Genomic DNA, 25945 nt, shown 5'->3' with positions numbered 1-25945 from the left:
CGAAGAGGGCGAATCAATACCCGACGGTAAACCGCTGGCGCGAATGCGCCGGCTTTTCCAGCTCATCGATCAAGGCAATCGCAAAGTCGGCGAAGGTGATCCAGCTTTTGCCGTCTGCACCAATCAGCAGATGATCCTTGCCCAGCGTGTACCGCCCGCTGCGCTCACCTTCAACGAACTCCGCCGATGGCGACAGGAAGGTCCAGTCCAGGTTCGGCTCCCGCTGCAGCGCCTCCAAAAAGCGCACGCCAGCCGTGGCCTCGGCCTTGTAGGCTTCCGGGAAGTCCGGGCTGTCGATCACCCGGTGCCCCGACGGCAACAGCAGGCTGCCCGCACCGCCCACCACCAGCAAGCGCTTGACCCCGGCCCGCTTGACCGGCTCGATGATCGCGTGCGGCTCGATGGTCGAGAAATGCGCAGCGCTCAGCACGGCATCCACGCCCGCGACCGCAGCTTGCAGGGCCGCGCTGTCCTTGGCATCCAGCGCCTTGACGGTCACTCCCGCCCGGCCCTCCAGTTTCGAAGGGTCACGGGCGATGGCCAGTACACTGTGGCCACGGCGCAGGGCCTCCTCCAGCAACTGGCTGCCAGCACGGCCAGTGGCACCGATGATTGCGATCTTGCTCATGGGATACTCTCCATCAATTGAACGGAATTACCACTTCATCTCGCCCTTGGCGACCTTGGCACCCAGCTCCAGGGAGCTTTCATCGGCCAGGCCCGGGTAACGTTGCTTCATCGCCTCGATCAAGGCACCCGCGTCTTTTGCCTTGGCCGCTTGGGCATCGAAGTCACGAATGTAGTTCGCCGTGAAACGCACAGCTTCCAGCGAGCGGCTGCTGTCCCCCAGGTAATGGCCCGGGATGACCGTACGCGGCGCCAGCGCTTCGATGTGCGCCAGGGTGCCGAGCCAGTCGGCATGCGACTGGGCCGTCTGGGTATCGGCCATCCACACATGAATGTGCTCGGACACCACCACGCCGCCGACCACCGCCTTGATCGACGGGATCCACACAAAGCTGCGGTCTGGTTGCGGACCGTCAAGGCCAACCACCTCAAGGGCCTGCCCTTCCAGCGTCAATCGGTTGCCTTCCAGTACCTGTGGCAGCACCAGCCGTGCCGGTTTGTCTGCCCCCATCTGCGGGCCCCAGTACGCCAGCTTGGCGTCCATGGTCTGACGGATATGCGCGACAGTGGCGGCCGAGGCCAGCACCTTGGCGTCGGGGAAAGCGTTTGTCAGGGTGTCCAGGCCGAAGTAGTAATCCGGGTCACCGTGGCTGATATAGATGGTAGTCAGGTGCTTGCCTCCAGCTCGCAGGCGCTGCACCAGTTGCTGGGCCTGGGCCTTACCGAGCTGGGCATCGACCAGCACGGCATCGTGCTTGCCACTGACAATCACCGAACTGACCGGGAAGATGGCCTCATGCCCGGGGTTGTAGACTTCCAGCTTCAAGGGTTCTGCGGCCAGCGCCGGGCCGGCCAGGGTCACGCAGGCCAGCAGCAGGCCACGCAAGGGAGTGAACAGGGACATTGGCAACGCCTTCCAGATAACGATGGCAACAGCTTAGTTGCCCGATCCATGACAAAAAATGCGATGCTCAAACATAGTTTGTTTCTGAAACCGGGCAAATCATGGACCGTCTCAACGCCATGCGCGTTTTCGTCACCGTCGTCGACCTGGGCAGCCAGTCGGCAGCGGCGGATCATTTGCAGCTATCGCGGCCGGTGGTGTCGCGCTATCTGGCAGAGCTGGAAGACTGGGTGGGCGCGCGCCTGATGCAGCGCACCACACGCAAGCTCAGCCTCACCGCCGCCGGCCAGGAAACCCTGCCACGCTGTCGGCAGTTGCTGGAGTTGGCCGGTGACCTGCAGGCTGCCGTGCAACAGCCGGATGACGCGCCCAAGGGCGCATTGCGCATCAGCGTCAGTACGTCCTTTGGCCAGGCGCAGCTGGTGGATGCGGTGGCTGCCTATGTGCGGCGCTATCCAGGCGTGAAGGTGGAACTGCAGATGCTCGACCGTACCGTCAACCTGGTGGACGAGCGTATCGACCTGGCCATCCGCACCAGCAACGACCTGGACCCCAACCTGATCGCCCGGCGCCTGAGCATATGCCGCTCGGTGGTGTGTGCGTCCCCCGCTTACCTGCTTGAGCATGGCACCCCACAGCGGGTCGAAGAACTGAGCCGGCATAACTGCCTGACCCATGCCTATTTCGGCCATAGCCTGTGGCATTTCGAGGTGGGCGGCCAACAGATCGCCGTGCCGGTGACGGGGAACATCAGTGCCAACGAAGCCATGACATTGCAAAAGGCCGCGCTGGCTGGCGCGGGTATCGCCATGCTGCCAACCTACCAGGCCGCCGACGCCCTGCGCCGGGGCGAACTGGTGCGCCTGCTGCCCGAGGCAAAGCCCCGCGAACTGAACCTGAATGCGGTGTACACGTCACGCAAGCACATGCCGGCCACCTTGCGCAGCATGCTGGATTTTCTGGTGCAGCGGTTCAAGGACGAGCCCGAGTGGGACCGGGATCTCTGATGTAACGTGAGAAATGACCTACGCTTAACGGTATCACCTGTCGCTGTAACAGGAGGTGAGTACCATGGGCATCAAATCAAGAAGAGTCGCCCTTGTCATGGCCCTGACTGCTGTCGCAGGGCTGTACGGCTCAGCCTGTTGGCGCGCCGAGCTGCTACGCAGCCAGCCCAGTGCCGCCAACAGCTGCGAGCAGGCACATTGCGTGCCTCACACCGCAACCTTGAGCGCCGTCCGTTGAGTTGACGGCGCGCCGCCGGTCACTCTTCCACGCTCATGTATTCCTTGGCCCAGCGGATGTAGTCCTCGGGCTGGGTGTAGGTGTGCGAGAGTTCGGTCGCGCTGAGGTTTTCCGACTTGTTCTGCTGGCCGCGTTGCAGGCGCAGGCAGTCGTAGGTGGCCTTGATCGCAGCAAAGTAGGCCGCGTGGCCATCGACCACGATACGTACGCCCAGGCGCGCCAGGCGCTCGTCATCGCGCAGGTTCGGGTTGCCATAGGTAACCAGCATCAGCGGCACGGTCAGGTGCTCGGCAATTTGCTCAAGCTGCTCGAAGTCCTTCACCCCCACCATGCAGATGCCATCGGCACCGGCTTTCTGGTAGCTCTGGGTGCGCACGATGATTTCTTCGGTGGTGAGCACGCCTGCGTTGGTGCGGGCAATGATCGACAACGACGAATCGACCCGTGCCTCCAGCGCCGCACGAATCTTGCCAACGCCCTCCTCGACCGGAATCAGGTCGGTGGACTTGCGCCCGAACTGGGCAGGCAGCAGGGTGTCCTCGATGGTCAACGCAGCCACGCCGGCGCGCTCCAGTTCGATCACCGTGCGCATCACGTTCAGCGCGTTGCCATAGCCATGGTCGGCGTCAGCCAGGAACGGCAGCTGCGCTACCCGGCCAATACGGGTGGCCTGCTCGACGAACTCGCTGAGGGTAATGAGGGCAAAGTCCGGCGCGGCCAATACCTGCAACGAAGCAACGGAACCACCGAGGATACCGACCTCGAAGCCGAGGTCTGCGGCAATGCGCGCCGACATCGGGTCGAACACCGATGCAGTGTGGTAACAGGAACCTGAAGCGAGCAGCTCGCGGAAGGCAAAACGCAGATCTTGATGGGAAGCCTTGGGCATGATCACTCCGCAATTTAAGTTGAAATTTGAACGGTAACTACCGACCCCTGTAATCGGGTCTACCTGACCTGTTCCAACCGTCGCCATCTGGGCGGTCATGCTCGACATGCAGGCAGAGGAATAAAAGGTGTGGGAGACAGCACACTGAAAAACCTGCGGCAGAATGTTGCACCAAGCTGGTGCAGGCCGCGAATTTCAGCCTCTGTGGCATACCAACGATATCACGCAGCCATGCAGCACTGGATGAATGCGCCAATGCCGATTCGGCATAGGGGATGCAGATAGTACATAGGAAGCTACCTAACTCAGGTTACAATCCGACTTGCCCACAAAGAGGCCGTAACAGACAGACAAGGTATTCCCGTGACCGCCGCCCTGCCCCCCACCACCCTGCGCAACGTGCTCACCGCTCTCATGCTGGCCATTTTCCTCGGCGCACTGGACCAGACCATCGTCGCCGTCTCGCTGCCGGCAATCTCGGCCCAGTTCAACGATGTCGGCCTGCTGGCCTGGGTGATCTCCGGCTACATGGTGGCGATGACCGTGGCCGTGCCGATCTACGGCAAACTGGGTGATCTGTACGGGCGGCGGCGGATGATCCTGACCGGTATCAGCCTGTTCACCCTGGCCTCCATCGCGTGCGCCATGGCCCAGGACATGCAACAGCTGGTGCTGGCCCGTGTACTGCAGGGCATTGGCGCGGGCGGCATGGTCTCGGTCAGCCAGGCGATCATCGGCGATTTCGTGCCGCCGCGTGAGCGCGGCCGCTACCAGGGTTATTTCAGCAGCATGTACGCCGTGGCCAGCGTCGCCGGGCCAGTGCTGGGCGGCTGGCTGACCGAGTACTTGTCGTGGCGCTGGGTATTCTGGATCAACCTGCCGCTGGGGCTGGTTGCCTTGTGGGCGATCCGCCGTGCCCTCGGTGGCATGCCGGCGCAGCGACGCGAGGCCCAGGTGGATTACCTCGGCGCCGTGCTGCTGATACTCGGCCTGGGCAGCTTGTTGCTGGGCATCACCTTGGTCGGTCAGGGCCACGCCTGGATTGATCCTGCCGTACTGGCCCTTTTCGCCTGCGCTGTACTGGGCCTGGCGTTGTTCATCGCCCATGAGCGGCGCTGCCCGGAGCCGCTATTGCCCTTGGACCTGTTCAGCAATCGGGTGGCGGTGCTGTGCTGGGGGGTGATCTTCTTCGCCAGCTTCCAGTCGATTTCCCTGACGATGCTCATGCCGTTACGCTACCAGGGCATCACGGGTGCTGGCGCCGACAGCGCCGCGCTGCACCTGTTGCCACTGGCCATGGGCCTGCCCCTTGGCGCCTTCACCGGCGGTCGCATGACCAGCCGCACGGGGCGCTACAAGCCGCAGATCCTGGCCGGTGCGTTGTTGATGCCCGTGGCCATTTTCGCCATGGCGCTGACGCCGCCACAATCGGCTTTGCTCAGCGCGCTGTTCATGCTGCTGACCGGCATCGCCTGCGGGCTGCAGTTCCCGACATCGCTGGTGGGCACGCAAAGCGCGGTGGAAAGCAAAGACATTGGTGTGGCCACCAGCACCACCAACCTGTTCCGTTCGCTGGGCGGGGCCATGGGCGTGGCGTGCATGTCCAGCCTGTTACTGGCGCTGCTGCATCAGGGCGGATTTGAAATGCTGGGTAACCCGTTGCTGGGGAGCCTGAAGGCCGGTGAAGTGGACCTGGTGACACAGGCGCGCCTGACTGAAACATTCCGTCATTTGCTGATGGGAAGTGCCCTGATTGCGGTGCTCGGGCTAGTAGCCGCAGTGGCAATGCCCGACCGGCAACTGCGGGGGCGCTGAAGCGCGGGGCCACCCGCCGGCCCCGCCTTTAATCCCCGCTTAATACAAAGGGGAAACACTCCCTCACAATCCTTAACAAAGTGTCATTTGCGCAGCGCCGGGCTCAAGCGCAGCATATCCAACCCGGTGTCGACCCATTTTTCGACATCACCCAACAGATCGACACTGTCAGGCAGCAACAGCCAGCGCCCGATCAGGCCATCGACATAGGCAAACATGGCCACCGCCGCGCGCTCGACATCCAGCTCGCCAGGCAACTGGCCCCGGCGCACGGCATTGGCCAGCGCCAGGGTGATGCCCTTGTGGCAATCCAGCACCGCGCCCTGGCGCTGCTGGCGAATTTCACACATGTCATCGGTGAACTCGCACTTGTGATGCAGGATTTCATTGATACGCCGGGTTCGGGCATCGAGCACCAGCTCGTTGAACACCTGCAACAACAGCTTGCGCATGCAGCCAAGCGGGTCGACTTCGTCCTCGCTTTCGCTGGCCCGCGCCAAATGGTCATGGGTCTCGTGCAGGCTGTCGAGCAGCGCCTGCACCAGTTCGGCCTTGTTGTTGAAGTGCCAGTAGATCGCCCCGCGCGTCACACCCGCCAGTTCGGCGATGTCGGCCAGGGTGGTTCGCGCAACCCCGCGCTTGTAGAAGGCCTTTTCCGCCGCCTCGATGATCTGGGCGCGGGTTTCCTGGGCTTCCTCTTTGGTTCGACGGACCATGGCAGTACAACCTCATCTGGCCCGAACGCGCAGCGCGTACGGGGAACGCTCCGGGGGCACCTCTGCAGGGGGCCTCGCGGATGAGCTAATCAAGGGCTGTGGCGGTACCTAAGTACAACTCAGCGGTATTTACAAACAACCATGAATGTAAGTATATTCCTTAGCAAGCTATTTATCCACCGGATAGCATCTTTTCCAGATCAAGACACTTCCACTACTCTTGAGCGTCTCCCTGCTCCAGCGACCCGAGGATCCTCATGCAATTCAAGCCAGCCGTTACCGCTCTGGTTTCCGCCGTCGCCCTGGCAACCCTGCTCAGTGGCTGTAAGAAAGAAGAAGCAGCGCCAGCGGCGCAGGCTCCTCAGGTCGGCGTCGTGACCATCCAGCCCCAAGCCTTCACCCTGACCTCGGAATTGCCGGGGCGTACCAGTGCCTACCGCGTCGCCGAAGTGCGCCCGCAGGTCAACGGCATTATCCTCAAGCGCCTGTTCAAGGAAGGCAGTGAGGTCAAGGAAGGCCAGCAGCTCTACCAGATCGATCCTTCCGTGTACGAAGCCACCCTGGCCAATGCCCAGGCCAACCTGCAGGCTACCCGCTCGCTGGCCGAGCGCTACAAGCAACTGATCGACGAGCAAGCCGTTTCCAAACAGGAATACGACGACGCCAATGCCAAACGATTGCAGGCCGAGGCTTCGCTGAAAAGCGCCCAGATCGACCTGCGCTACACCAAGGTGCTGGCACCGATCAGTGGCCGTATCGGCCGTTCTTCGGTCACCGAAGGTGCGCTGGTGAGCAATGGCCAGAGCAACGCCATGGCCACCATCCAGCAGCTCGACCCGATCTACGTCGACGTCACCCAGTCCACCGCCGAGCTGCTCAAGCTGCGCCGTGACCTGGAAAGCGGCCAGTTGCAGAAGGCCGGCGACAACACCGCCTCGGTACAGCTGGTGCTGGAAGACGGCAGCCTGTTCAAGCAGGAAGGTCGCCTGGAGTTCTCCGAAGTCGCGGTCGACGAGACCACCGGCTCGGTCACCCTGCGCGCCATCTTCCCCAACCCCGACCACACCCTGCTGCCTGGCATGTTCGTGCATGCGCGGCTGAAGGCAGGTGTCAACGCCAACGCCATCCTGGCGCCGCAACAGGGCGTGACCCGCGACCTCAAAGGCGCGCCGACCGCGCTGGTGGTCAACCAGGAGAACAAGGTCGAGCTGCGCCAGCTCAAGGCCAACCGTACCCTGGGCAGCGACTGGCTGATCGAGGAAGGCCTCAACCCGGGTGACCGCCTGATCACCGAAGGGCTGCAGTACGTGCGCCCGGGCGTCGAAGTGAAGGTCAGCGAAGCCACCAACGTCAAGAAGCCGGCCAGCCCTGATCAGGCCAACGCGGCGAAAGCAGACGCCAAAGCGGAGTAAACCATGTCGAAGTTCTTTATCGATCGCCCGATCTTCGCCTGGGTGATCGCCTTGGTGATCATGCTGGTCGGCGCCTTGTCGATCCTGAAGTTGCCGATCAACCAGTACCCCAGCATCGCGCCGCCGGCCATCGCCATCGCCGTGACCTACCCGGGCGCCTCGGCGCAAACCGTGCAGGACACCGTGGTACAGGTGATCGAGCAGCAGCTCAACGGTATCGACAACCTGCGTTATGTGTCGTCGGAGAGTAACTCCGACGGCAGCATGACCATTACCGCTACCTTCGAGCAAGGCACCAACGCCGACACTGCGCAGGTGCAGGTACAGAACAAGCTGAACCTGGCCACCCCGCTGCTGCCGCAAGAAGTGCAGCAGCAAGGTATCCGCGTTACCAAGGCAGTTAAAAACTTCCTGCTGGTGATCGGCCTGGTGTCCGAAGACGGCAGCATGACCAAGGACGACCTGGCCAACTACATCGTCTCCAACATGCAGGACCCGATCTCGCGTACTGCAGGCGTGGGTGACTTCCAGGTGTTCGGTGCCCAGTACGCCATGCGTATCTGGCTCGATCCGGCCAAGCTGAACAAGTTCCAGCTGACCCCGGTCGACGTCAAGACCGCCGTGGCCGCGCAGAACGTGCAGGTGTCTTCCGGTCAGCTCGGCGGCCTGCCAGCGTTGCCGGGTACCCAGCTGAACGCCACCATCATCGGCAAGACCCGTCTGCAGACTGCCGAGCAGTTCGAAAAGATCCTGCTCAAGGTCAACAGCGACGGTTCGCAGGTGCGTCTGGGTGATGTCGCCCAGGTAGGCCTGGGCGGTGAAAACTACGCGGTCAGCGCCCAGTTCAACGGCAAGCCGGCTTCCGGCCTGGCGGTAAAACTGGCAACCGGCGCCAACGCCCTGGACACCGCCAAGGCGCTGCGCCAGACCATCTCCGACCTGGAACCGTTCTTCCCGCCAGGGGTGAAAGCCGTATTCCCGTATGACACCACCCCGGTGGTCACCGAATCGATCAGCGGTGTGATCCACACCCTGATCGAAGCCGTGGTCCTGGTATTCCTGGTGATGTACCTGTTCCTGCAGAACTTCCGCGCCACCATCATCACCACCATGACCGTTCCGGTGGTGTTGCTGGGTACCTTCGGCATCCTGGCCGCTGCGGGCTTCAGCATCAACACCCTGACCATGTTCGCCATGGTCCTGGCCATCGGCTTGCTGGTGGACGACGCCATCGTCGTGGTGGAGAACGTCGAGCGGGTAATGTCCGAGGAAGGCCTGCCGCCCAAGGAAGCGACCAAGCGCTCGATGGAGCAGATCCAGGGTGCCCTGGTGGGTATTGCCCTGGTGCTGTCGGCGGTACTGCTGCCCATGGCGTTCTTCGGTGGCTCCACGGGTGTGATCTACCGGCAGTTCTCCATCACCATCGTCTCGGCCATGGGCCTGTCGGTGCTGGTGGCGCTTATCTTCACCCCGGCCCTGTGCGCCACCATGCTCAAGCCGCTGAAGAAGGGCGAGCACCATGTGGCCAAGCGTGGCTTCTTTGGCTGGTTCAACCGCAACTTCGACCGCAGCGTAACCGGCTACGAACGCAGCGTCGGTACCATCCTGCGCAACAAGGTGCCGTTCCTGCTGGCCTATGCACTGATCGTGGTTGGCATGATCTGGCTGTTCGCCCGTATTCCTACCGCCTTCCTGCCTGAGGAAGACCAAGGCGTACTGTTCGCCCAGGTACAGACCCCGGCCGGTTCCAGTGCCGAGCGCACCCAGGTGGTGGTCGACCAGATGCGTGAGTATCTGCTGAAGGAAGAAGCCGACACCGTGGCCTCCGTGTTCACCGTCAACGGCTTCAACTTCGCCGGTCGCGGCCAGAGCTCGGGTATGGCGTTCATCATGCTCAAGCCTTGGGATGAGCGTTCCAAGGAGAACAGCGTGTTCGCCCTGGCCCAGCGTGCCCAGCAGCACTTCTTCACCTTCCGCGATGCCATGGTGTTCGCCTTCGCCCCGCCAGCAGTGCTCGAACTGGGTAACGCCACCGGCTTCGACGTGTTCCTGCAGGACCGCGGCGGTGTCGGCCATGAGAAGCTGATGGAAGCGCGCAACCAGTTCCTGGCCAAGGCTGCACAAAGCAAGATCCTCAGTGCCGTGCGCCCCAACGGCCTGAACGACGAGCCGCAGTACCAGCTGACCATCGATGACGAACGTGCCAGCGCCCTGGGCGTGACCATCGCCGACATCAACAACACCCTGTCGATTGCCTTGGGTGCCAGCTACGTCAACGACTTCATCGACCGTGGCCGGGTCAAGAAGGTGTACATCCAGGGCGAACCAAACTCCCGGATGAGCCCGGAAGACCTGCAGAAGTGGTACGTGCGCAATGGCGCTGGCGAGATGGTGCCGTTCTCTTCCTTCGCCAAGGGCGAGTGGACCTACGGTTCGCCGAAGCTGTCGCGCTACAACGGTGTCGAGGCAATGGAAATTCTGGGTGCGCCAGCGCCGGGTTACAGTACCGGTGAAGCCATGGCCGAGGTCGAGCGCATTGCTGGCGAACTGCCAAGCGGCATTGGCTTCTCCTGGACCGGCATGTCCTACGAGGAAAAACTCTCCGGCTCGCAAATGCCGGCGCTGTTCGCCCTCTCGGTACTGTTCGTGTTCCTGTGCCTGGCAGCCCTGTACGAAAGCTGGTCGATCCCGATCGCCGTAGTGCTGGTAGTACCGCTGGGTATCATCGGTGCCCTGATCGCCACCAGCCTGCGCGGCTTGTCCAACGACGTGTACTTCCTGGTCGGCCTGTTGACCACCATCGGCCTGGCGGCGAAGAACGCCATCCTGATCGTCGAGTTCGCCAAGGAGCTGCACGAGCAAGGCCGCAGCCTGTACGACGCGGCGATCGAAGCGTGCCGCATGCGTCTGCGCCCGATCATCATGACCTCGCTGGCGTTCATCCTCGGCGTGGTACCGTTGACCATCGCCAGTGGCGCCGGCGCCGGCAGCCAGCACGCCATTGGTACCGGCGTGATCGGCGGCATGATCAGTGCGACCGTGCTGGCTATCTTCTGGGTACCGCTATTCTTCGTCGCAGTGTCGTCGCTGTTCGGCAGCAAAGAGCCGGAAAAAGACGTCACCCCTGAAACTCCACGTTATGAGGCTGGGCAATGACCAAGTCTTTGTTGTCCCTGGCGGTAACCGCTTTCATTCTTGGCGGCTGCTCGCTGATCCCCGACTACCAGACCCCGGAATCGCCGGTGGCAGCGCAGTGGCCGCAAGGCCCTGCGTACTCGCCGACCCAGTCGGCAGACGTTGCCGCCGCCGAACAGGGCTGGCGCCAGTTCTTCCACGACCCGGCACTGCAGCAGCTGATCCAGACCTCGCTGGTCAACAACCGCGACCTGCGCGTCGCCGCGTTGAACATCGACGCCTACCGCGCGCAATACCGCATCCAGCGTGCCGACCTGTTCCCCGCGGTTTCGGCCACTGGCAGCGGCAGCCGCCAGCGCTTGCCGGCAAACATGTCGACCTCCGGTGAGTCGAGCATCAGCAGCCAGTACTCGGCCACCCTGGGCGTCAGCGCCTACGAGCTGGACCTGTTCGGCCGTGTGCGCAGCCTGACCGAGCAGGCGTTGGAAACCTACCTGTCCAGCGAGCAGGCGCGCCGCTCCACGCAGATCGCCCTGGTGGCCAGCGTGGCCAACGCCTATTACACCTGGCAGGCCGATCAGGCGCTGTTCAAGCTGACCGAAGAAACGCTGAAGACCTACGAGGAAAGCTACAACCTCACCCGTCGCAGCAACGAAGTCGGCGTGGCTTCGGCACTGGATGTCAGCCAGGCGCGCACCGCCGTGGAAGGCGCCCGGGTCAAATACTCGCAGTACCAGCGCCTGGTCGCCCAGGACGTCAACAGCCTGACCGTGTTGCTGGGCACCGGTATTCCGGCCGACCTGGCCAAGCCGCTGCAGCTCGATGCCGACCAACTGGCCGAAGTGCCAGCCGGCCTGCCGTCGGACATCCTCCAGCGTCGCCCGGACATCCAGGAAGCCGAACACCTGCTCAAGGCCGCCAACGCCAATATTGGCGCCGCCCGCGCAGCGTTCTTCCCGAGCATCAGCCTGACGGCCAACGCTGGCAGCCTGAGCCCCGACATGGGCCACCTGTTCTCGGGCGGCCAGGGCACCTGGCTGTTCCAGCCGCAGATCAACCTGCCGATCTTCAACGCCGGCAGCCTGAAGGCCAGCCTGGACTACTCGAAGATCCAGAAGGACATCAACGTCGCCAAGTACGAAAAAACCATCCAGACCGCCTTCCAGGAAGTCTCCGATGGCCTGGCGGCGCGAAAAACCTTCGAAGAGCAACTGCAGGCCCAGCGTGACCTGGTGCAGGCGAACCAGGACTACTACCGCCTGGCCGAACGCCGCTACCGCATCGGGATCGACAGCAACCTGACCTTCCTCGATGCCCAGCGCAACCTGTTCAGCGCCCAACAATCGCTGATCACCGACCGCCTGTCGCAGCTGACCAGCGAGGTCAACCTGTACAAAGCACTTGGTGGTGGCTGGTATGAGCAGACCGGGCAGGCCAACCAGCAGGCATCGGTAGACGTACCGAAAAGCTGACTCATGATGTAACAGCATCAGGCCCACCCTTGCGGTGGGCCTTTTGTTTGCCGGAGGAAATTAATTAACCAACCGGAACATTCCGTTCGATTATCGCCCCATTCCGTTTGCGGCGAATTGCCTCACCCCCGCACAACCCCGCACCATCCCCTCACGCAACGTTGCCCAAGTTCATCCAAAAGACCCGCACCTGCAGGCTCGATCCAGCAGTGCACCGGCTCGCCCCATAAAAACAAGAGATCCACGACAGATGAGCACTTTGCAACCCGCACGCCAGCTGCTGCCCGGCCTGTTGGCCATGTCCTGCGCCTTCCCGCTGTTCGCCGCCGAAGGCGGTTTCATGGAGGACGCCAAGGCCACCCTCAACCTGCGCAACTTCTACATCAACCGCAACTTCGTCGACCCCGCCCACCCGCAGGCCAAGGCCGAAGAATGGACACAAAGCTTCATTCTCGACGCCCGCTCCGGCTTCACCCAAGGCACCGTCGGTTTCGGCGTGGACGTCCTGGGCATGTACTCGGTCAAGCTCGACGGCGGCAAAGGCACCACCAACACGCACCTGCTGCCCGTGCATGATGACGGCCGCCCGGCTGATGACTTCGGCCGACTGGGTGTGGCGCTGAAAGCCAAGCTCTCCGAAACCGAGCTGAAAGTCGGTGAATGGATGCCGGTACTGCCCATCCTGCGCTCGGACGATGGGCGCTCGCTGCCACAGACCTTCCGCGGCGGCCAGCTGACCTCGAAGGAAATCGCCGGCCTGACCTTGTACGCCGGCCAGTTCCGCGGCAACAGCCCGCGTAACGATGCCAGCATGGAAGACATGTCGATGAACGGCAAAGGCGCGTTCACCTCTGACCGTTTCAACTTCGGCGGCGGTGAGTACACCTTCAACGACAAGCGCACCATGATTGGCCTGTGGGATGCCCAGCTCAAGGACATCTACCGCCAGCAATACCTCAACCTGACGCACAGCCAACCGCTGGGCGACTGGACCCTGGGTGCCAACCTGGGCTACTTCATCGGCAAGGAAGACGGTGCCGAACGCGCCGGCAAACTGGACAACCGCACCGCCTCGGCCATGCTTTCGGCACGCTACCAAGGCCACACCTTCTACGTCGGCCTGCAAAAGGTCAGCGGCGACGATGCCTGGATGCGGGTCAACGGCACCAGTGGCGGCACCTTGGCCAACGACAGCTACAACTCCAGCTTCGACAATGCCAAGGAACGCTCCTGGCAGGTGCGCCATGACTTCAACTTCGCCACCGTTGGCGTGCCTGGGTTGACGTTGATGAACCGCTACATCAAGGGTGACAACGTCACCGTGGGCAGCGTGGATGATGGCAAGGAGTGGGCACGGGAGACCGAACTGGCGTACGTGGTGCAGTCGGGCAGCTTCAAGGACCTGTCGGTGAAATGGCGCAACTCCACCATGCGCCGGGACTTCAGCACCAACGCGTTCGATGAGAACCGGTTGATTGTGAGTTACCCGCTGAATTTGCTGTGATCTGAACTGGCCCTATCGCCGGCAAGCCAGCTCCCACAGGTACTGCACACGCGTCATGGCCTGTGCAGTACCTGTGGGAGCTGGCTTGCCGGCGATAGGGCCAGTAGCAACTATAAATAACCAAAATGAATAAAATAAAAAATAATCCTTCTTTGACGACATAAGCTGTAACAGCTTGAATAGGCCCCTGATCCCCGCCCCAGAGCCGTGACATGGACCTCCGCCAGCTGCGCTACTTCATCGCCCTTACCGAATACCGCAGTTTCGTCCGTGCCGCCGAGGCCATGGGCATCACCCAACCCGCCTTCAGCCGTGCCATCCAAGGCCTGGAACACACCTTCGGCTGCCCGTTGGTCGACCGCGCCAGCAAAGCCCTGCCGCCTACACCCGAAGGTCTGGTGGTACTGCAACATGCCCGCCGGTTGGTTCAAGGCGCTGCGCAGCTGAGCAACGAAGTGCTGCAGATGACCAAGCTCGACGCCGGCGAGTTGCACTTCGGCAGCGGCCCGGCCCTGGCCGTGCGCCTGGTGCCCGATGCCCTGCGCCACTTCATCGAGCGCCATCCCGGTATCCGCACGTCCCTGCTGGTGGACAACAGCGAACGCCTCGGTCAGGCCTTGCGCCGCGAACAGATCGAGTTTTTCGTCGATGATATCCGCCCGTTCGAAGCCGACCCCAATTTCCACACCGAGCCCCTGTCACCACGCCCCGGCCTGTTCTTCTGCCGCCCCGGCCATCCGTTGCTGGCCAAGGACAGCCTGTCGACCAACGACCTGTTCAGTTACCCACTGGCCAGCGCCCTGCTCGCCCCCGGTGTGCGCAAGCGCCTGGCCAACCTGAGCGGGCGCAGCGATTTCACCCCGCATTTGCAAACTGAGCACCTGGCGGTGCTACGCAGCGTGGTACAGGCCAGCGATGCCATTGGTACCGCCAGCGAAGAGGCGGTGGCCGAAGATTTGGCCGCAGGCACACTGGTGCGCCTGCACTGGCGCAACTTACCGCCTGCACTGGAAGTGTTGAGCGTGCGCTGTGGGGTGGTCAGCCGCAGTGGCTATCGATTGTCGCCGGCTGCGCGGGCGATGATCGAGACACTGGTGGGGCTGGATATGCCAGTGCGGGCTGCTGCCATTCGCTGAGCTGATGATAGTGGTGGCTGCGGGCTATCCTGTTCACTATCAGGCAAAACAACGCTGAACAGGGAGGCACAACAATGAAAAACCTCGTCGACCACCTGAGCCAGTACGCCAGCTATCACCGCGACCCACGCAACATCGCCACCCACTTCGTCGGCATCCCCATGATCGTGCTGGCCGTCACCATCTTGCTATCGCGCCCTGGCTGGGAGGTGGCCGGCATGTGGCTATCCCCGGCCCTGCTGGCCGCAGCGGCCTCGGTATGGTTCTACCTGCGCCTGGACCTGCGCTTCGGGCTGGTGATGGGGCTGCTGTTGGGGTTGTGCCTGTGGGTAGGCCAGGTGCTGGCAATGCAGACCACAATGCTGTGGCTAAGCGCCGGGCTGGGGGCATTCGTGCTGGGCTGGATCATCCAGTTCGTCGGCCATTACTACGAAGGCCGTAAACCGGCCTTTGTCGACGATGTCAGCGGCCTGATCATCGGGCCGCTGTTCGTGGTGGCAGAAGCTGCGTTCATGCTGGGCCTGTGCCCGGCCCTGAAGTCGGCCGTGGAAACCTCTGCAGGGCCGGTCAGGCTTCAGCAATAACGCTTACTGGCGCGATTCTACACCCAGCTCATCCCACACCGACTCAGCCATGTGGAACGTGGCGTTGGCCGCCGGGATGCCGCAGTAGATCGCGCTTTGCATCAGCACTTCCTTGATCTCGTCGCGGGTCACGCCGTTGTTGGCTGCCGCACGCAGGTGCAGTTTCAGCTCGTCGTTGCGGTTCATGCCGATCAGCATGGCGATGGTGATCAGGCTGCGGGTATGGCGCGGCAGGCCCGGGCGGGTCCAGATATCACCCCAGGCATGGCGGGTGATCATCTCCTGGAACTCGCCGTTGAAGTCGTTGAGCTTTTCCAGGCTGCGGTCCACATGGGCATCGCCCAGCACCGCGCGGCGCACTTGCATGCCGGCGTCGTAACGTTGTTTCTCGTCCATGGCGTTGTCCTCAGTGAGCCAGCAGGAAGTCGAGCACGCGGCGGCTGAAGGCCTCACCGATTTCGACGTTCGACAGGTGTGCGGCCGGGAAGTCGACGTACTCGGCACCGTTGATACCGGCCTGCATGAAGCGGCCATGCTCAGGGGTGGTCACCACGTCTTCGGTACCGGCAACGATCAGCGCCGGCACCTCGATGCGGCCCAGTTGCTCACGGTAATCGGCATCACGCACCGCTGCACAGTTGCCGGCATAGCCTTGCGGGCTGGTTTGCGCCAGCATCTGGCAGATGCGCTGGGCCTGCGCGGGCTGGGCCTGGGCAAAGCCTGGGGTGAACCAACGGGCGATGGACGCATCGCGCAGGTCGACCATGGCCTGCTGGCCGCCTTTGAGCACGGTGTCGATACGGGTGTTCCACACCTCGTCGTTGGCAATCTTGGCGGCAGTGTTGCACAGGGTCAGGCTGTGCAGGCGATCACCGGCGTTGATGCCCAGCCACTGGCCGATCAAGCCGCCCATCGACAGGCCGACGAAGTGCGCTTTCTGAATGTCCAGGCCATCGAGCAGGGCCAGCACGTCCCGCCCCAGTTGCTCGATGCTGTAGGGGCCTTCAGTGACCAGCGAGGCACCGTGGCCACGGGTGTCGTAGCGCAGCACCCGGAAGTGCTGGCTCCACAGTGGAATCTGGGTGTCCCACATGCCCAGGTCAGTGCCCAGCGAGTTGGACAGGACGAGTACGGGGGCGTTTTCCGGGCCATCGATCTGGTAGTTCAAAACGCCATCGGCCAGTTGCAAGTGCGCCACAGCGGTCTCCTTCAGGCAGTGAAATGTTGATGTTCGGTCACGGCGCGCGCCACCCAGACGCGCGCCTGGCCCAGGTAGTGGGCAGGGTCGAGCAGGCGATCAAGTTCTTCGGCAGACAGTTCGGCACTGACCTGCGGTTCGTCACCCAGCACGGCACGCAGGTGACGCTGTTCTGCCACGGCGCGCTGGCAGCATTGCTCCAGCAGGTGGTGGGCACGGTCGCGGCCAAGGCGCTGGGCCAGCACGATGCTCACCGCTTCGGCCAGCACCAGGCCTTGGGTAAGGTCGAGGTTACGGCGCATGCGCGCTGCATCCACTTCCATGCCCTCGGCAATGACCTGGGCCTGGCGCAGCGCGCCGGAAACCAGGCAGCAGATATCCGGCAGGGTTTCCCACTCGGCATGCCACAGGCCCAGGCTGCGCTCGTGCTCCTGGGGCATGGCGGCGAACAGCGTCGACACCAGGCCCGGCACACGGGTGGCGGCGCCGATCAGCACGGCAGCGCCCACCGGGTTGCGCTTGTGCGGCATGGTGGAAGAACCGCCCTTGCCCGGCGCGGAAGGCTCGAACACCTCCCCCGCCTCGGTCTGCATCAGCAAGCTGACATCGCGGCCGAACTTGCCCAGGCTGCCGGCCACCAGGCCCAGCACCGAGGCAAACTCCACCAGGCGGTCGCGCTGGGTGTGCCAGGGTTGCTCCGGCAGCGTCAGCTTCAACTGTTCCGCCAGGGCCTCGGCCACCGGCATCGCCTTGCTGCCCAAGGCCGCCAGGCTGCCCGAGGCACCGCCGAACTGCAGCACCAGCAGGCGCGGGCGCAGTTCCTGCAGGCGCTGGCGGTGGCGGGTCAAGGCGCCTAACACGCCAGCCAGTTTCATGCCCAGGGTCACCGGGGTGGCATGCTGCAACCAAGTGCGGCCTACCAGTGGGGTATCAGCATGCTTCAAGGCTTGCTGCGACAGGGTGTCGGCCAGCTTGCCAAGGTCGGCTTCGATCAGGTCGAGGGCATTGCGCAGCTGCAAGATCAGCCCGGTGTCCATCGCATCCTGGCTGGTGGCGCCCAGGTGCACATAGCGCTCGGCCTCGGGCACGCCGCTGGCAATCACCTTGCCCAACGCCTTCACCAGCGGGATTGCCGAGTTACCCGCGGTGGCGATGGCATTGGCCAGCGCGCCAACGTCATAGCGCTCGGCCTGGCAAGCGGCCTCGATGGCGGCCACGGCGCTGTGCGGCACCAGCCCGGCAGCGGCTTCGGCACGGGCCAGCGCAGCTTCGAAATCCAGCATGCCCTGCAAGCGGCCACGGTCGGAGAAGATCTCGCGCATGGCCGGCGCGGTGAAATAGGCGTCGAACAGTTGGTTGGTCATGCCACGTCCTTAATCATCGTGATGCAGGTACGCCGCCTGCTTCGGCAGGCGCAGGCTGAACAGGAAGGCAATCGCCATCATGGCCGTCACGTACCAGTAGAAAGTGTTTTCCATACCCAGGGTCTTCAGGCCCAGGGCCACGTACTCGGCAGAGCCGCCGAATGCCGCGTTGGCCACTGCATAGGCCAGGCCCACGCCCAGCGCACGCACCTGCGGCGGGAACATCTCGGCCTTCACCAGGCCGCTGATCGAGGTGTAGAAACTGACGATACACAACGCCAGGCTGATCAGTACAAAGGCCATGAACGGGCTGGTCACCGTTTTCAGCGCCATCAGCAGCGGCACGGTGCACAGGGTACCGAGCGCCCCGAACAGCAGCATCGAATTACGCCGGCCGATGCGATCGGACAGCATGCCGAAGAACGGCTGCAGCACCATGAACAGGAACAACGCACCGGTCATCACGTAGCTGGCGTTTTTTGCCGTCATGCCGGCCGTGTTCACCAGGTACTTCTGCATGTAAGTGGTGAAGGTGTAGAAGATCAGCGAGCCACCCGCGGTATAGCCAAGCACGGTCACAAAGGCCGCGGCGTGATTGCGGAACAGGCCCTTGATGGTGCCGGCGTCCTTGTCCTGACGGGTTTCGGCGCTGCTGGTTTCGTGCAGCGAGCGGCGCAGCATCAGCGAGATCAGCGCGGCGATGGCGCCAACCACGAACGGAATACGCCAGCCCCAGGCACGCAGCTCATCTTCTGTGAGCAACTGTTGCAGGATCACCACCACCAGCACCGCCAGCAACTGGCCGCCGATCAGGGTGACGTACTGGAACGAAGCAAAAAAGCCGCGCTGACCGCGCAACGCCACTTCACTCATGTAGGTGGCAGTGGTGCCGTATTCGCCGCCCACCGACAGGCCCTGGATCAGGCGGGCCAGCAACAGCAGCGCTGGCGCCCAGGTACCGATGCTGGCGTAAGTGGGCAGGCAGGCGATCATCAGGGAGCCGAAGCACATCATCAGCACCGAGATCATCAGGGAATTCTTGCGACCATGGCGGTCAGCGAGGCGGCCGAAGATCCAGCCACCGATGGGGCGCATCAAAAAGCCTGCGGCGAAAACACCTGCCGTGTTCAACAACTGCACGGTAGGGTCGTCGGAAGGGAAGAAAGCCGGGGCAAAGTAGATCGCGCAGAACGCGTAGACGTAGAAGTCGAACCATTCCACCAGGTTGCCTGATGAGGCACCGACAATAGCGAAGATGCGCTTGCTGCGTTCTTCGCCGGTGTAATAGGTTGAGGTCATGACGGTTTTACTCCTAGAGGGTCCCAGGTAAGTCTAGACATACCTGGTAACACACTCGTTCCGCTTTCTGGCTGGCAATTGGCCTTGTGTCTAACAAGACCGGCCTCTTCGCGGGCAAGCCCGCTCCCACAGGTTTTCGTTGTGCAGTGGGCAACAATCATCCTGTGGGAGCGGGCTTGCCCGCGAAGAGGCCGGTACAGGTCAAACCCGCTCGATGGCCAAAGCCAGACCCTGGCCAACCCCTACACACATGGTTGCCAGGCCCTTGCGCCCACCACTCTTCTCCAGCTGGTGCAGTGCCGTCAGCACCAGGCGCGCACCGCTCATGCCCAGCGGGTGGCCCAGGGCGATTGCACCGCCATTAGGGTTCACCTGCGGCGCATCATCGGCCACACCCAGTTCACGCAGCACCGCCAGGCCTTGGCTGGCAAAGGCTTCGTTCAGCTCGATCACATCGAAATCATTGACTGCCACACCCAGGCGCTCGGTCAGCTTGCGTACCGCCGGCACCGGGCCAATGCCCATTACCCGTGGGGCAACACCGCCACTGGCCATGCCCAGAACGCGGGCGCGTGGGGTCAGGCCGTGCTTCTTCACCGCTTCAGCCGACGCCAGGATCAGCGCCGCAGCACCATCGTTCACGCCCGAGGCATTGCCGGCGGTCACTGTCTTGTCCGGGCCGTTGACTGGCTTGAGCTTGGTCAGGGCTTCCAGTGTGGTGTCCGGGCGCAGGTGTTCGTCACGCTCGACGATGGTTTCGCCTTTCTTGTGCGCAATGCGCACCGGCACGATTTCTTCGGCGAAGAAACCGGCGGCCTGGGCGGCTGCCGCTTTCTGCTGGCTGCGCAGGGCGAACGCGTCCTGGTCAGCACGCGAAACCTGATAATCGTCGGCCACGTTGTCGGCGGTTTCCGGCATGGAGTCCACGCCGTACTGGCTCTTCATCAGCGGGTTGATGAAACGCCAGCCGATGGTGGTGTCTTCCAGCTTCATGTTGCGCGAATAGCCGCTTTCGGCCTTGCCCATGACGAACGGGGCACGCGACATCGACTCGACGCCACCGGCCATCGCCAGCTCCATTTCGCCGCTGGCGATGGCGCGGAAGGCAGTGCCGATGGCATCCATGCCCGACGCGCACAGGCGGTTCAGGGTAACACCCGGGATGCTATCGGGCAGGCCGGCCAGCAGCAGCGCCATGCGCGCCACGTTACGGTTGTCTTCACCGGCCTGGTTGGCGCAGCCGAAGAACACTTCGTCGACTTGATCCCACTGTACGCTCGGGTTGCGTTCGATCAGCGCCTTCAGCGGCACGGCAGCCAGGTCGTCGGCACGCACGCCAGCCAGGGCGCCGCCGAAGCGGCCGATCGGGGTGCGGATGGCGTCACAGATAAATACGTCGCGCATTAAGCTTCTCCTGCGGTACGGGCTTCGAGGTCACGCAGGGCGGACGGCTCGACTTCAGTGGTTCGGGGGTGGTCTGCTGGAGGCTACTGGTCAGGGTGCTTCAGTGAGCTCAGATTAAGGAGACTGGCAGGTTGCTTACAATCCGATAATCGACTATTTGTGCGATTAGCGAACCATTTGTTGCAAACCTACCGATCCCCTTCTTGCCCTTTACCGGCCTCAGGTCGCGTCTGCGTGGCTCACCAGCCCTTTCACGATCACGCCCACGGTCGCCAGCGCCGCCGGTACCAGCAATGCCGTCAGCACCTGCTCGAAGTTCCAGCCCAGGCCCAGCAGCGTTGCGCCACTCCAGGCCCCGAGAATCGCGCCAAAGCGGCCAATGCCCAGCATCCACGATACACCCGTGGCCCGGCCCTGGGTCGGGTAGAAGCGTGCCGCCAGCGAAGGCATTGCAGACTGCGCGCCGTTCACGCACATACCCGCAATCAGTACCAGCGTGGCCAACACGGTGATGTTGCCCAGGCTCTGCCCCACGGCGTAAGCAAACACCCCGGCCAGCAAGTAGAAAATGCCGATGACCTTGTGCGGGTTGAAACGGTCCATGGCCCAACCCACACCGACCGCACTGAGCACGCCGCCAAACTGGAACAGCGCACCGATGAACGCGGCCTGCTCCATGCTCGCGCCGCTGTCCCGCATCAGGGTTGGCAGCCAGCTGGTCAGCAGGTAGACGATGACCAGGCCCATGAAGTAGGTCAGCCACAGCAGCATGGTGCCCAGGCCATAAGTGCCGGAGAAGATCACCGCAAACACGTTGCGTGCGGCCACGGCCTTTTGTTCCGGTACGGTGAAGCTGCCGGCCTCGGCCACCACCTGTGGCGCGATGGGCGACAGGGTCTTGCGCACCTTGTCGGTGCCTCGGTTGCGTACCACCAGGAACCGCGCCGACTCCGGCAGCCAGACCATCAGCACCAACGCCAGCAGCAGCGGCAGGACCCCACCGATAACCAGCAGGCTGTGCCAGCCGTAGGCCGGGATCATCTTGGCAGAAATGAAGCCACCACCCGCCATGCCCAGGTTGAAACCACAGAACATGCTGGTGACCAGCAACGACTTGAGGCGCTCAGGGGTGTATTCGGACAGCAGCGTGGTCGCGTTGGGCATACCGGCACCAAGGCCCAGGCCCGTCAGAAAGCGCAGTACCAGCAACTGGTCGACGTTGGTGGCATAGGCCGAAGCCAGGCTGAAACCGCCGAACACCAGCACCGCGCCCACCAGAACACCTTTACGGCCGAAACGGTCAGCCAGCGGCCCGGAACCCAGGGCGCCGAACACCATGCCGATCAATGCGGCACTCATGACCGGGCCGAGGCTGGCACGGTCGATCCCCCACTCCTGCGACAGGGCCGGGGCGATGAAGCCCATGGCGGCAGTGTCCAGGCCATCGAGGAAGACGATCAGGAAGCACAACAGCACAACCCGCCACTGATAGCGGGACAGCGGCTGCTGATTGATGAACGACTGAACGTCGAGGCTTTTGCCGACGTTGTTTTGCGCTTGGTTCATTGTTGTTATCCAGAATGTAGGGCACAGCCAGACCACTGCACACGGGCAACCGGCACAGAGGGCGATGAGTGGGGAATATGGCCTGCGTCAGCCTGGATACAACGGTACTGCGCGCGGGTGCGGCCGCGGCAGCGAGGGGACAGTATTCATGTTATGTGCCTCTTATGTTTTTCTTGTTCGGTAGGCAGGGCCGACCGTTGCGAGAAACATTAATCAGCGGGCGCAGGTGAAGCAATTCACCCGGAACGACACTGTGCGTTTATCGCACAGGAAACGGTTTTGCCTGTTCTATTTTGGGGCCGCCTTGCGGCCCCGACAATTTCAACCAAACAACTGATGGCAAAGGTCACGGCTGGCAGCGAGCAAAATCGGCAAGAAGCGCTGCTCCAGTTCACTGCGCGTTACCCGCCCTACGTGGGTACTCACGTTCAACGCCGCCAACACCTGCCCCGAAGCGTCATACACCGGGACCGCAATCGATCGCAGCCCCTGCTCCAGTTCCTGGTCCACCACGCACCATCCCTGGGCGCGCACCTGCTGGATGCAGGCGAACAGCGATTCAGGGTCATGCAGGGTTCGGCTGGTGCGCGCTTTCAGGTCGGCACGCTCCAGGTACTCGCGCAGGCTGGTGTCGTCCAGGGCCGCCAGCAGAATGCGCCCCATCGACGTGCAGTAGGCCGGCAGGCGCCCGCCCACCGACAGGTCGACCGAAATCAGCCGCTCCACCGTGGCCGAGCGGGCTATATAAAGAATGTCGTCACCTTCGAGCGTGGCCATGTTGGCCGCCTCGTGCAGCTGGTCGCTGATGCGGTCCAGGTATGGCTGGGCAGAAATCGCCAGCGGTGTCGACGACAGGTAGGCATGCCCCAGGGTCAGCACTTTGGGCAGCAGTGAGTAGGTACGCCCGTCGGTGGTCGCATAACCCAGCTTTATCAACGTATGCAGGCAACGGCGCACCGCTGCACGAGGGATTTCCGTGCGGTGGCTGATCTGGGCGATGGTCAGGTGGCGCTTGCGCTCCTGGAACGCCTGGATCACGGCCAGGCCACGGGCCAGGGAGGTCATGAAGTCCGGGTCGCCGGTAAAGGCCTGGATGCGCTTGGCCGGAGAAGCCACGATCGGCGGCGCCATGGCAGCCGAAGCAGGCCGTGCCACCTCCGGGTTGCCAGAATCGTTGCCCAAGGTTTCGTCACTCATCGCACACCTCAAAAAAAACGCCGGTTCGTGCGATTATCGAACAAATGGCCGATAATCGCAATTGACCGCCGACACTTTTGCTTATACCTTTCTCATGCCACTTGTGGCTTCTTTGGAGAGACTGGTCAGGTACCCACCGTAGAAGTCCCCAGGCAACGGCCTCGCCTTTTGGCGAGGCCGTTTTTCATTCGGGCCTCGCCCCGGCATTGCAGCGAACTTTTATCCGCCTTGCCTTTCAAACTTGTACGAAAGGTCCAAACTGTTTCCAGGCACATCCCACTACTTACGTCAGATGATGCCAGGGCCGGGTAAATAACGATGTTCGGCGAATTACCGGTTGCTATAATCGATTGCGCAGGCCCCGACACCAGCGTGGTCAAGGAACCTTCCGTTGTATCTAGCCGTTGCGGCCCGCATGGCCTGTGCATGCTGCACAGTGCATAACAACAGTCATTACTCTTAATTCAGGTACTGCATGTGACGAAAGATGAACTGCGCGCAGAACTCGAGCGCCAGGCTGAACGTTACAAGGATGTTTACGGCGGCGAAGTCACCACTTATGCCGCACAACCGGATCCGGAACGCAAACCTTGGCGCAAACGTGCCAGTGTGCGCGACCAGGCTTTCAGCCAGGAACTGGAACGCATGGAAAAAGAACTGCGCAGCGACACCCCCTGACCCCAGGACTACGCCAGCGCGTCGTCGCCCGGCCAGCCCGGGCGCGGTCAAAATTGCCTCGATCTTTACCGCCTGACCGATGATGAAATGGAATTACACAAATTTCATACGATCGTTTGAATGGTGGCAAACCCGTATTTTCTTGGCTTTTATGCCTGATTTCGCCAACCTTTACGCTTTTTAGCCGATATTTCCCTGCCTGAATGCCCCACCTTGCACGGCGCACCCACGCCATGAAGATTGCCATCGGTCTGTAGCAGGTGCATCGATTGCCAAGGTTTTCTGGCATAATCCCGCCCCCCTATGACCGCCAGACAACCTTCATGATCGATTTATTCAGCGGACTGGATGCCTGGGTGTTGGTGAGCCTGCTGCTCGCCTTGACCTTCGTACTCGCCTTCGAGTTCATCAATGGCTTTCATGACACCGCCAACGCGGTAGCTACCGTCATCTATACCAAAGCCATGCCGCCGCACCTCGCCGTGTTCTTCTCCGGCGTGTTCAACTTCCTTGGCGTTCTGCTCGGCGGTGTCGGGGTGGCCTATGCCATCGTGCACCTGCTGCCGGTAGAGCTGCTGATCAACGTGAACACCGGACACGGCCTGGCCATGGTTTTCTCGCTGTTGGCTGCGGCCATCACCTGGAACCTGGGCACCTGGTACTTTGGCATCCCCGCTTCCAGCTCGCACACGCTGATCGGCTCCATTCTCGGCGTCGGCCTGGCCAACGCCCTGATCAACGACATTCCGCTGGGTGACGGCGTCAACTGGCAGAAGGCGATCGACATCGCCATGTCGCTGGTGGTCTCGCCAATGGCCGGCTTCGCCGTTGCAGCCCTGGTGCTGATCGGCCTGAAGTGGTGGCGCCCGCTGTCGAAAATGCACAAAACCCCCGACCAGCGCCGCAAGCTCGACGACAAGAAGCACCCGCCGTTCTGGAACCGCATGGTGCTGGTGGTTTCCGCCATGGGCGTCAGCTTCGTGCACGGCTCGAACGACGGCCAGAAAGGCATCGGCCTGATCATGCTGGTGCTCATCGGTATCGTCCCGGCCAAGTTCGTCCTCGACCTGAACAGCACCACCTACCAGATCGAGCGTACCCGCGACGCCACCCTGCACATGAGCCAGTTCTATCAGCGCAACGCCGCCACCCTGGGCGAGTTCCTGGCGCTGGGCAAAGCCAAGTCCAGCGACCTGCCGGAGCAGTTCAGCTGCAACCCGCAGCAGACCGAGCCGACCATTGCCGCGCTGCAGGCCTCGCTGCAAGGCGTGACCGACTACCACAGCCTGAGTGCCGACAAGCGCGTCGAAGTGCGCCGCTACCTGCTGTGCCTGGATGACACGGCGAAAAAGGTTGGCAAGCTGCCAGGCCTGGAGGCCCGTGAAAAGGCCGACCTGGAAAAACTGCGCAAAGACCTCACTGCCACTACCGAATACGCCCCGTTCTGGGTGATCGTGGCCGTCGCCCTGGCCTTGGGCCTGGGCACCATGGTTGGCTGGAAGCGTGTGGTACTGACCGTCGGCGAGAAGATCGGCAAGCAGGGCATGACCTATGCACAGGGCATGTCGGCACAGATCACCGCAGCCTGCGCCATCGGCATGGCCAACGTGTTCGCCCTGCCGGTATCGACCACCCACGTGTTGTCGTCCGGCGTGGCCGGCACCATGGTCGCCAACAAAAGCGGCCTGCAAGGCGGCACCGTGAAGACCATCCTGTTGGCCTGGGTCCTCACCCTGCCGGCCTCGATGGGCCTGGCGGCCGGCTTGTTCTGGCTGGCATCGAAAGCCATTGGCTGAGTGA

Annotated in this window: 21 protein-coding genes; 10 read left to right on the top strand and 11 right to left on the bottom strand. The window is 62.6% G+C overall.

The features are described 5' to 3' along the window. Window positions 1-13: 13 nt before the first annotated feature. Together A0O30_RS05185 and A0O30_RS05180 are read right to left on the bottom strand one after the other, a co-directional pair. Window positions 14-628, bottom strand: a complete 615-nt coding sequence (locus A0O30_RS05185) for an NAD(P)-dependent oxidoreductase (RefSeq protein ID WP_105945792.1) — start codon at window positions 626-628, stop codon at window positions 14-16. Between the two features lie 27 nt (window positions 629-655). After that, window positions 656-1531 (bottom strand): MBL fold metallo-hydrolase, encoded by an 876-nt coding sequence (locus A0O30_RS05180; protein WP_105945791.1) that lies wholly within the window; start codon window positions 1529-1531, stop codon window positions 656-658. Between the two features lie 101 nt (window positions 1532-1632). Between A0O30_RS05180 and A0O30_RS05175 the strand changes: the two genes are divergently transcribed. Then, a complete protein-coding gene (locus A0O30_RS05175; RefSeq protein ID WP_105945790.1) occupies window positions 1633-2538 on the top strand; it encodes a LysR family transcriptional regulator in 906 nt (301 codons plus the stop codon). A 257-nt stretch (window positions 2539-2795) separates the two neighbouring features. Here the strand turns inward: A0O30_RS05175 and A0O30_RS05170 are convergent, their stop codons facing one another. Beyond that, window positions 2796-3665, bottom strand: coding sequence for an oxaloacetate decarboxylase (locus A0O30_RS05170; RefSeq protein ID WP_016713647.1), 870 nt, complete (start codon window positions 3663-3665; stop codon window positions 2796-2798). 363 nt (window positions 3666-4028) lie between these two features. Here A0O30_RS05170 and A0O30_RS05165 point away from each other — a divergent pair, with 363 nt between their 5' ends. Next, complete coding sequence (locus A0O30_RS05165) at window positions 4029-5480, top strand: MDR family MFS transporter (RefSeq protein WP_105945789.1); 1452 nt, start codon at window positions 4029-4031, stop codon at window positions 5478-5480. A gap of 83 nt (window positions 5481-5563) precedes the next feature. On the opposite strand, the gene ttgR is transcribed toward A0O30_RS05165, so the two are convergent. Beyond that, the gene (gene ttgR / locus A0O30_RS05160; RefSeq protein WP_021785779.1) at window positions 5564-6196 is read right to left on the bottom strand and encodes an efflux transport transcriptional regulator TtgR; all 633 of its coding nucleotides are present in this window, start codon (window positions 6194-6196) and stop codon (window positions 5564-5566) included. A gap of 257 nt (window positions 6197-6453) precedes the next feature. Here ttgR and ttgA point away from each other — a divergent pair, with 257 nt between their 5' ends. The 6 genes from ttgA (at window position 6454) to A0O30_RS05125 (ending at window position 15439) form a co-directional block, all read left to right on the top strand. Continuing rightward, a complete protein-coding gene (gene ttgA / locus A0O30_RS05155; RefSeq protein ID WP_105945788.1) occupies window positions 6454-7608 on the top strand; it encodes a toluene efflux RND transporter periplasmic adaptor subunit TtgA in 1155 nt (384 codons plus the stop codon). A 3-nt stretch (window positions 7609-7611) separates the two neighbouring features. Further along, the gene (gene ttgB, locus A0O30_RS05150; protein WP_060497965.1) at window positions 7612-10764 is read left to right on the top strand and encodes a multidrug efflux RND transporter permease subunit TtgB; all 3153 of its coding nucleotides are present in this window, start codon (window positions 7612-7614) and stop codon (window positions 10762-10764) included. Further along, window positions 10761-12215 (top strand): AdeC/AdeK/OprM family multidrug efflux complex outer membrane factor, encoded by a 1455-nt coding sequence (locus A0O30_RS05145; protein ID WP_105945787.1) that lies wholly within the window; start codon window positions 10761-10763, stop codon window positions 12213-12215. Before ttgB ends, A0O30_RS05145 begins: the two co-directional genes overlap by 4 nt. Before the next feature lie 250 nt (window positions 12216-12465). Further along, window positions 12466-13719, top strand: coding sequence for an OprD family porin (locus tag A0O30_RS05140; protein ID WP_019097260.1), 1254 nt, complete (start codon window positions 12466-12468; stop codon window positions 13717-13719). Between the two features lie 212 nt (window positions 13720-13931). Continuing rightward, entirely contained in the window at window positions 13932-14855 is a 924-nt protein-coding gene (locus A0O30_RS05130; protein WP_105945785.1) for a LysR family transcriptional regulator, read from the top strand. A 74-nt stretch (window positions 14856-14929) separates the two neighbouring features. Continuing rightward, a complete protein-coding gene (locus A0O30_RS05125; protein ID WP_060497969.1) occupies window positions 14930-15439 on the top strand; it encodes a DUF962 domain-containing protein in 510 nt (169 codons plus the stop codon). Between the two features lie 3 nt (window positions 15440-15442). Here A0O30_RS05125 and pcaC read toward each other — a convergent pair whose 3' ends face one another. The 7 genes from pcaC to pcaR all read right to left on the bottom strand — a co-directional run bounded on the left by pcaC (window position 15443) and on the right by pcaR (window position 23467). Next, entirely contained in the window at window positions 15443-15835 is a 393-nt protein-coding gene (gene pcaC / locus A0O30_RS05120) for a 4-carboxymuconolactone decarboxylase (RefSeq protein ID WP_003251949.1), read from the bottom strand. Between the two features lie 10 nt (window positions 15836-15845). Continuing rightward, window positions 15846-16637: a 3-oxoadipate enol-lactonase gene (pcaD, locus tag A0O30_RS05115; protein WP_105945784.1), complete on the bottom strand. Its 792-nt coding sequence runs from the start codon at window positions 16635-16637 to the stop codon at window positions 15846-15848. Between the two features lie 11 nt (window positions 16638-16648). Further along, window positions 16649-18001: a 3-carboxy-cis,cis-muconate cycloisomerase gene (locus tag A0O30_RS05110; RefSeq protein WP_016713637.1), complete on the bottom strand. Its 1353-nt coding sequence runs from the start codon at window positions 17999-18001 to the stop codon at window positions 16649-16651. Between the two features lie 9 nt (window positions 18002-18010). Continuing rightward, window positions 18011-19300, bottom strand: coding sequence for an MFS family transporter (locus A0O30_RS05105; RefSeq protein WP_025753926.1), 1290 nt, complete (start codon window positions 19298-19300; stop codon window positions 18011-18013). A gap of 201 nt (window positions 19301-19501) precedes the next feature. Next, window positions 19502-20704, bottom strand: a complete 1203-nt coding sequence (gene pcaF / locus A0O30_RS05100; RefSeq protein WP_105945783.1) for a 3-oxoadipyl-CoA thiolase — start codon at window positions 20702-20704, stop codon at window positions 19502-19504. A gap of 219 nt (window positions 20705-20923) precedes the next feature. Then, window positions 20924-22270: an MFS transporter gene (locus tag A0O30_RS05095; protein ID WP_105945782.1), complete on the bottom strand. Its 1347-nt coding sequence runs from the start codon at window positions 22268-22270 to the stop codon at window positions 20924-20926. A gap of 321 nt (window positions 22271-22591) precedes the next feature. Further along, complete coding sequence (pcaR, locus tag A0O30_RS05090) at window positions 22592-23467, bottom strand: pca regulon transcriptional regulator PcaR (RefSeq protein ID WP_016713633.1); 876 nt, start codon at window positions 23465-23467, stop codon at window positions 22592-22594. Window positions 23468-23944: 477 nt separating this feature from the next. Here pcaR and A0O30_RS05080 point away from each other — a divergent pair, with 477 nt between their 5' ends. Both A0O30_RS05080 and A0O30_RS05075 read left to right on the top strand, forming a co-directional pair. Then, window positions 23945-24145, top strand: coding sequence for a hypothetical protein (locus A0O30_RS05080; protein WP_003259583.1), 201 nt, complete (start codon window positions 23945-23947; stop codon window positions 24143-24145). Window positions 24146-24468: 323 nt separating this feature from the next. Beyond that, window positions 24469-25941: an inorganic phosphate transporter gene (locus A0O30_RS05075; RefSeq protein ID WP_060497972.1), complete on the top strand. Its 1473-nt coding sequence runs from the start codon at window positions 24469-24471 to the stop codon at window positions 25939-25941. Window positions 25942-25945: the final 4 nt, after the last annotated feature.

The sequence above is a fragment of the Pseudomonas sp. LLC-1 genome, assembly GCF_002992185.1.
In the GTDB taxonomy this organism is placed as follows: domain Bacteria; phylum Pseudomonadota; class Gammaproteobacteria; order Pseudomonadales; family Pseudomonadaceae; genus Aquipseudomonas; species Aquipseudomonas monteilii.
Note: the sequence above shows the minus strand (reverse complement) of the source record. Positions and strands in the feature narration are given on the sequence as shown.

Coding starts and splice junctions, on each gene's coding strand:
- A0O30_RS05185 (WP_105945792.1), bottom strand. CDS start 628: ATGAGCAAGATCGCAATCATCGGTGCCACTGGCCGTGCTGGCAGCCAG.
- A0O30_RS05180 (WP_105945791.1), bottom strand. CDS start 1,531: ATGTCCCTGTTCACTCCCTTGCGTGGCCTGCTGCTGGCCTGCGTGACC.
- A0O30_RS05175 (WP_105945790.1), top strand. CDS start 1,633: ATGGACCGTCTCAACGCCATGCGCGTTTTCGTCACCGTCGTCGACCTG.
- A0O30_RS05170 (WP_016713647.1), bottom strand. CDS start 3,665: ATGCCCAAGGCTTCCCATCAAGATCTGCGTTTTGCCTTCCGCGAGCTG.
- ttgR (WP_021785779.1), bottom strand. CDS start 6,196: ATGGTCCGTCGAACCAAAGAGGAAGCCCAGGAAACCCGCGCCCAGATC.
- ttgA (WP_105945788.1), top strand. CDS start 6,454: ATGCAATTCAAGCCAGCCGTTACCGCTCTGGTTTCCGCCGTCGCCCTG.
- ttgB (WP_060497965.1), top strand. CDS start 7,612: ATGTCGAAGTTCTTTATCGATCGCCCGATCTTCGCCTGGGTGATCGCC.
- A0O30_RS05145 (WP_105945787.1), top strand. CDS start 10,761: ATGACCAAGTCTTTGTTGTCCCTGGCGGTAACCGCTTTCATTCTTGGC.
- A0O30_RS05140 (WP_019097260.1), top strand. CDS start 12,466: ATGAGCACTTTGCAACCCGCACGCCAGCTGCTGCCCGGCCTGTTGGCC.
- A0O30_RS05130 (WP_105945785.1), top strand. CDS start 13,932: ATGGACCTCCGCCAGCTGCGCTACTTCATCGCCCTTACCGAATACCGC.
- A0O30_RS05125 (WP_060497969.1), top strand. CDS start 14,930: ATGAAAAACCTCGTCGACCACCTGAGCCAGTACGCCAGCTATCACCGC.
- pcaC (WP_003251949.1), bottom strand. CDS start 15,835: ATGGACGAGAAACAACGTTACGACGCCGGCATGCAAGTGCGCCGCGCG.
- A0O30_RS05110 (WP_016713637.1), bottom strand. CDS start 18,001: ATGACCAACCAACTGTTCGACGCCTATTTCACCGCGCCGGCCATGCGC.
- A0O30_RS05105 (WP_025753926.1), bottom strand. CDS start 19,300: ATGACCTCAACCTATTACACCGGCGAAGAACGCAGCAAGCGCATCTTC.
- pcaF (WP_105945783.1), bottom strand. CDS start 20,704: ATGCGCGACGTATTTATCTGTGACGCCATCCGCACCCCGATCGGCCGC.
- A0O30_RS05095 (WP_105945782.1), bottom strand. CDS start 22,270: ATGAACCAAGCGCAAAACAACGTCGGCAAAAGCCTCGACGTTCAGTCG.
- pcaR (WP_016713633.1), bottom strand. CDS start 23,467: ATGAGTGACGAAACCTTGGGCAACGATTCTGGCAACCCGGAGGTGGCA.
- A0O30_RS05075 (WP_060497972.1), top strand. CDS start 24,469: ATGATCGATTTATTCAGCGGACTGGATGCCTGGGTGTTGGTGAGCCTG.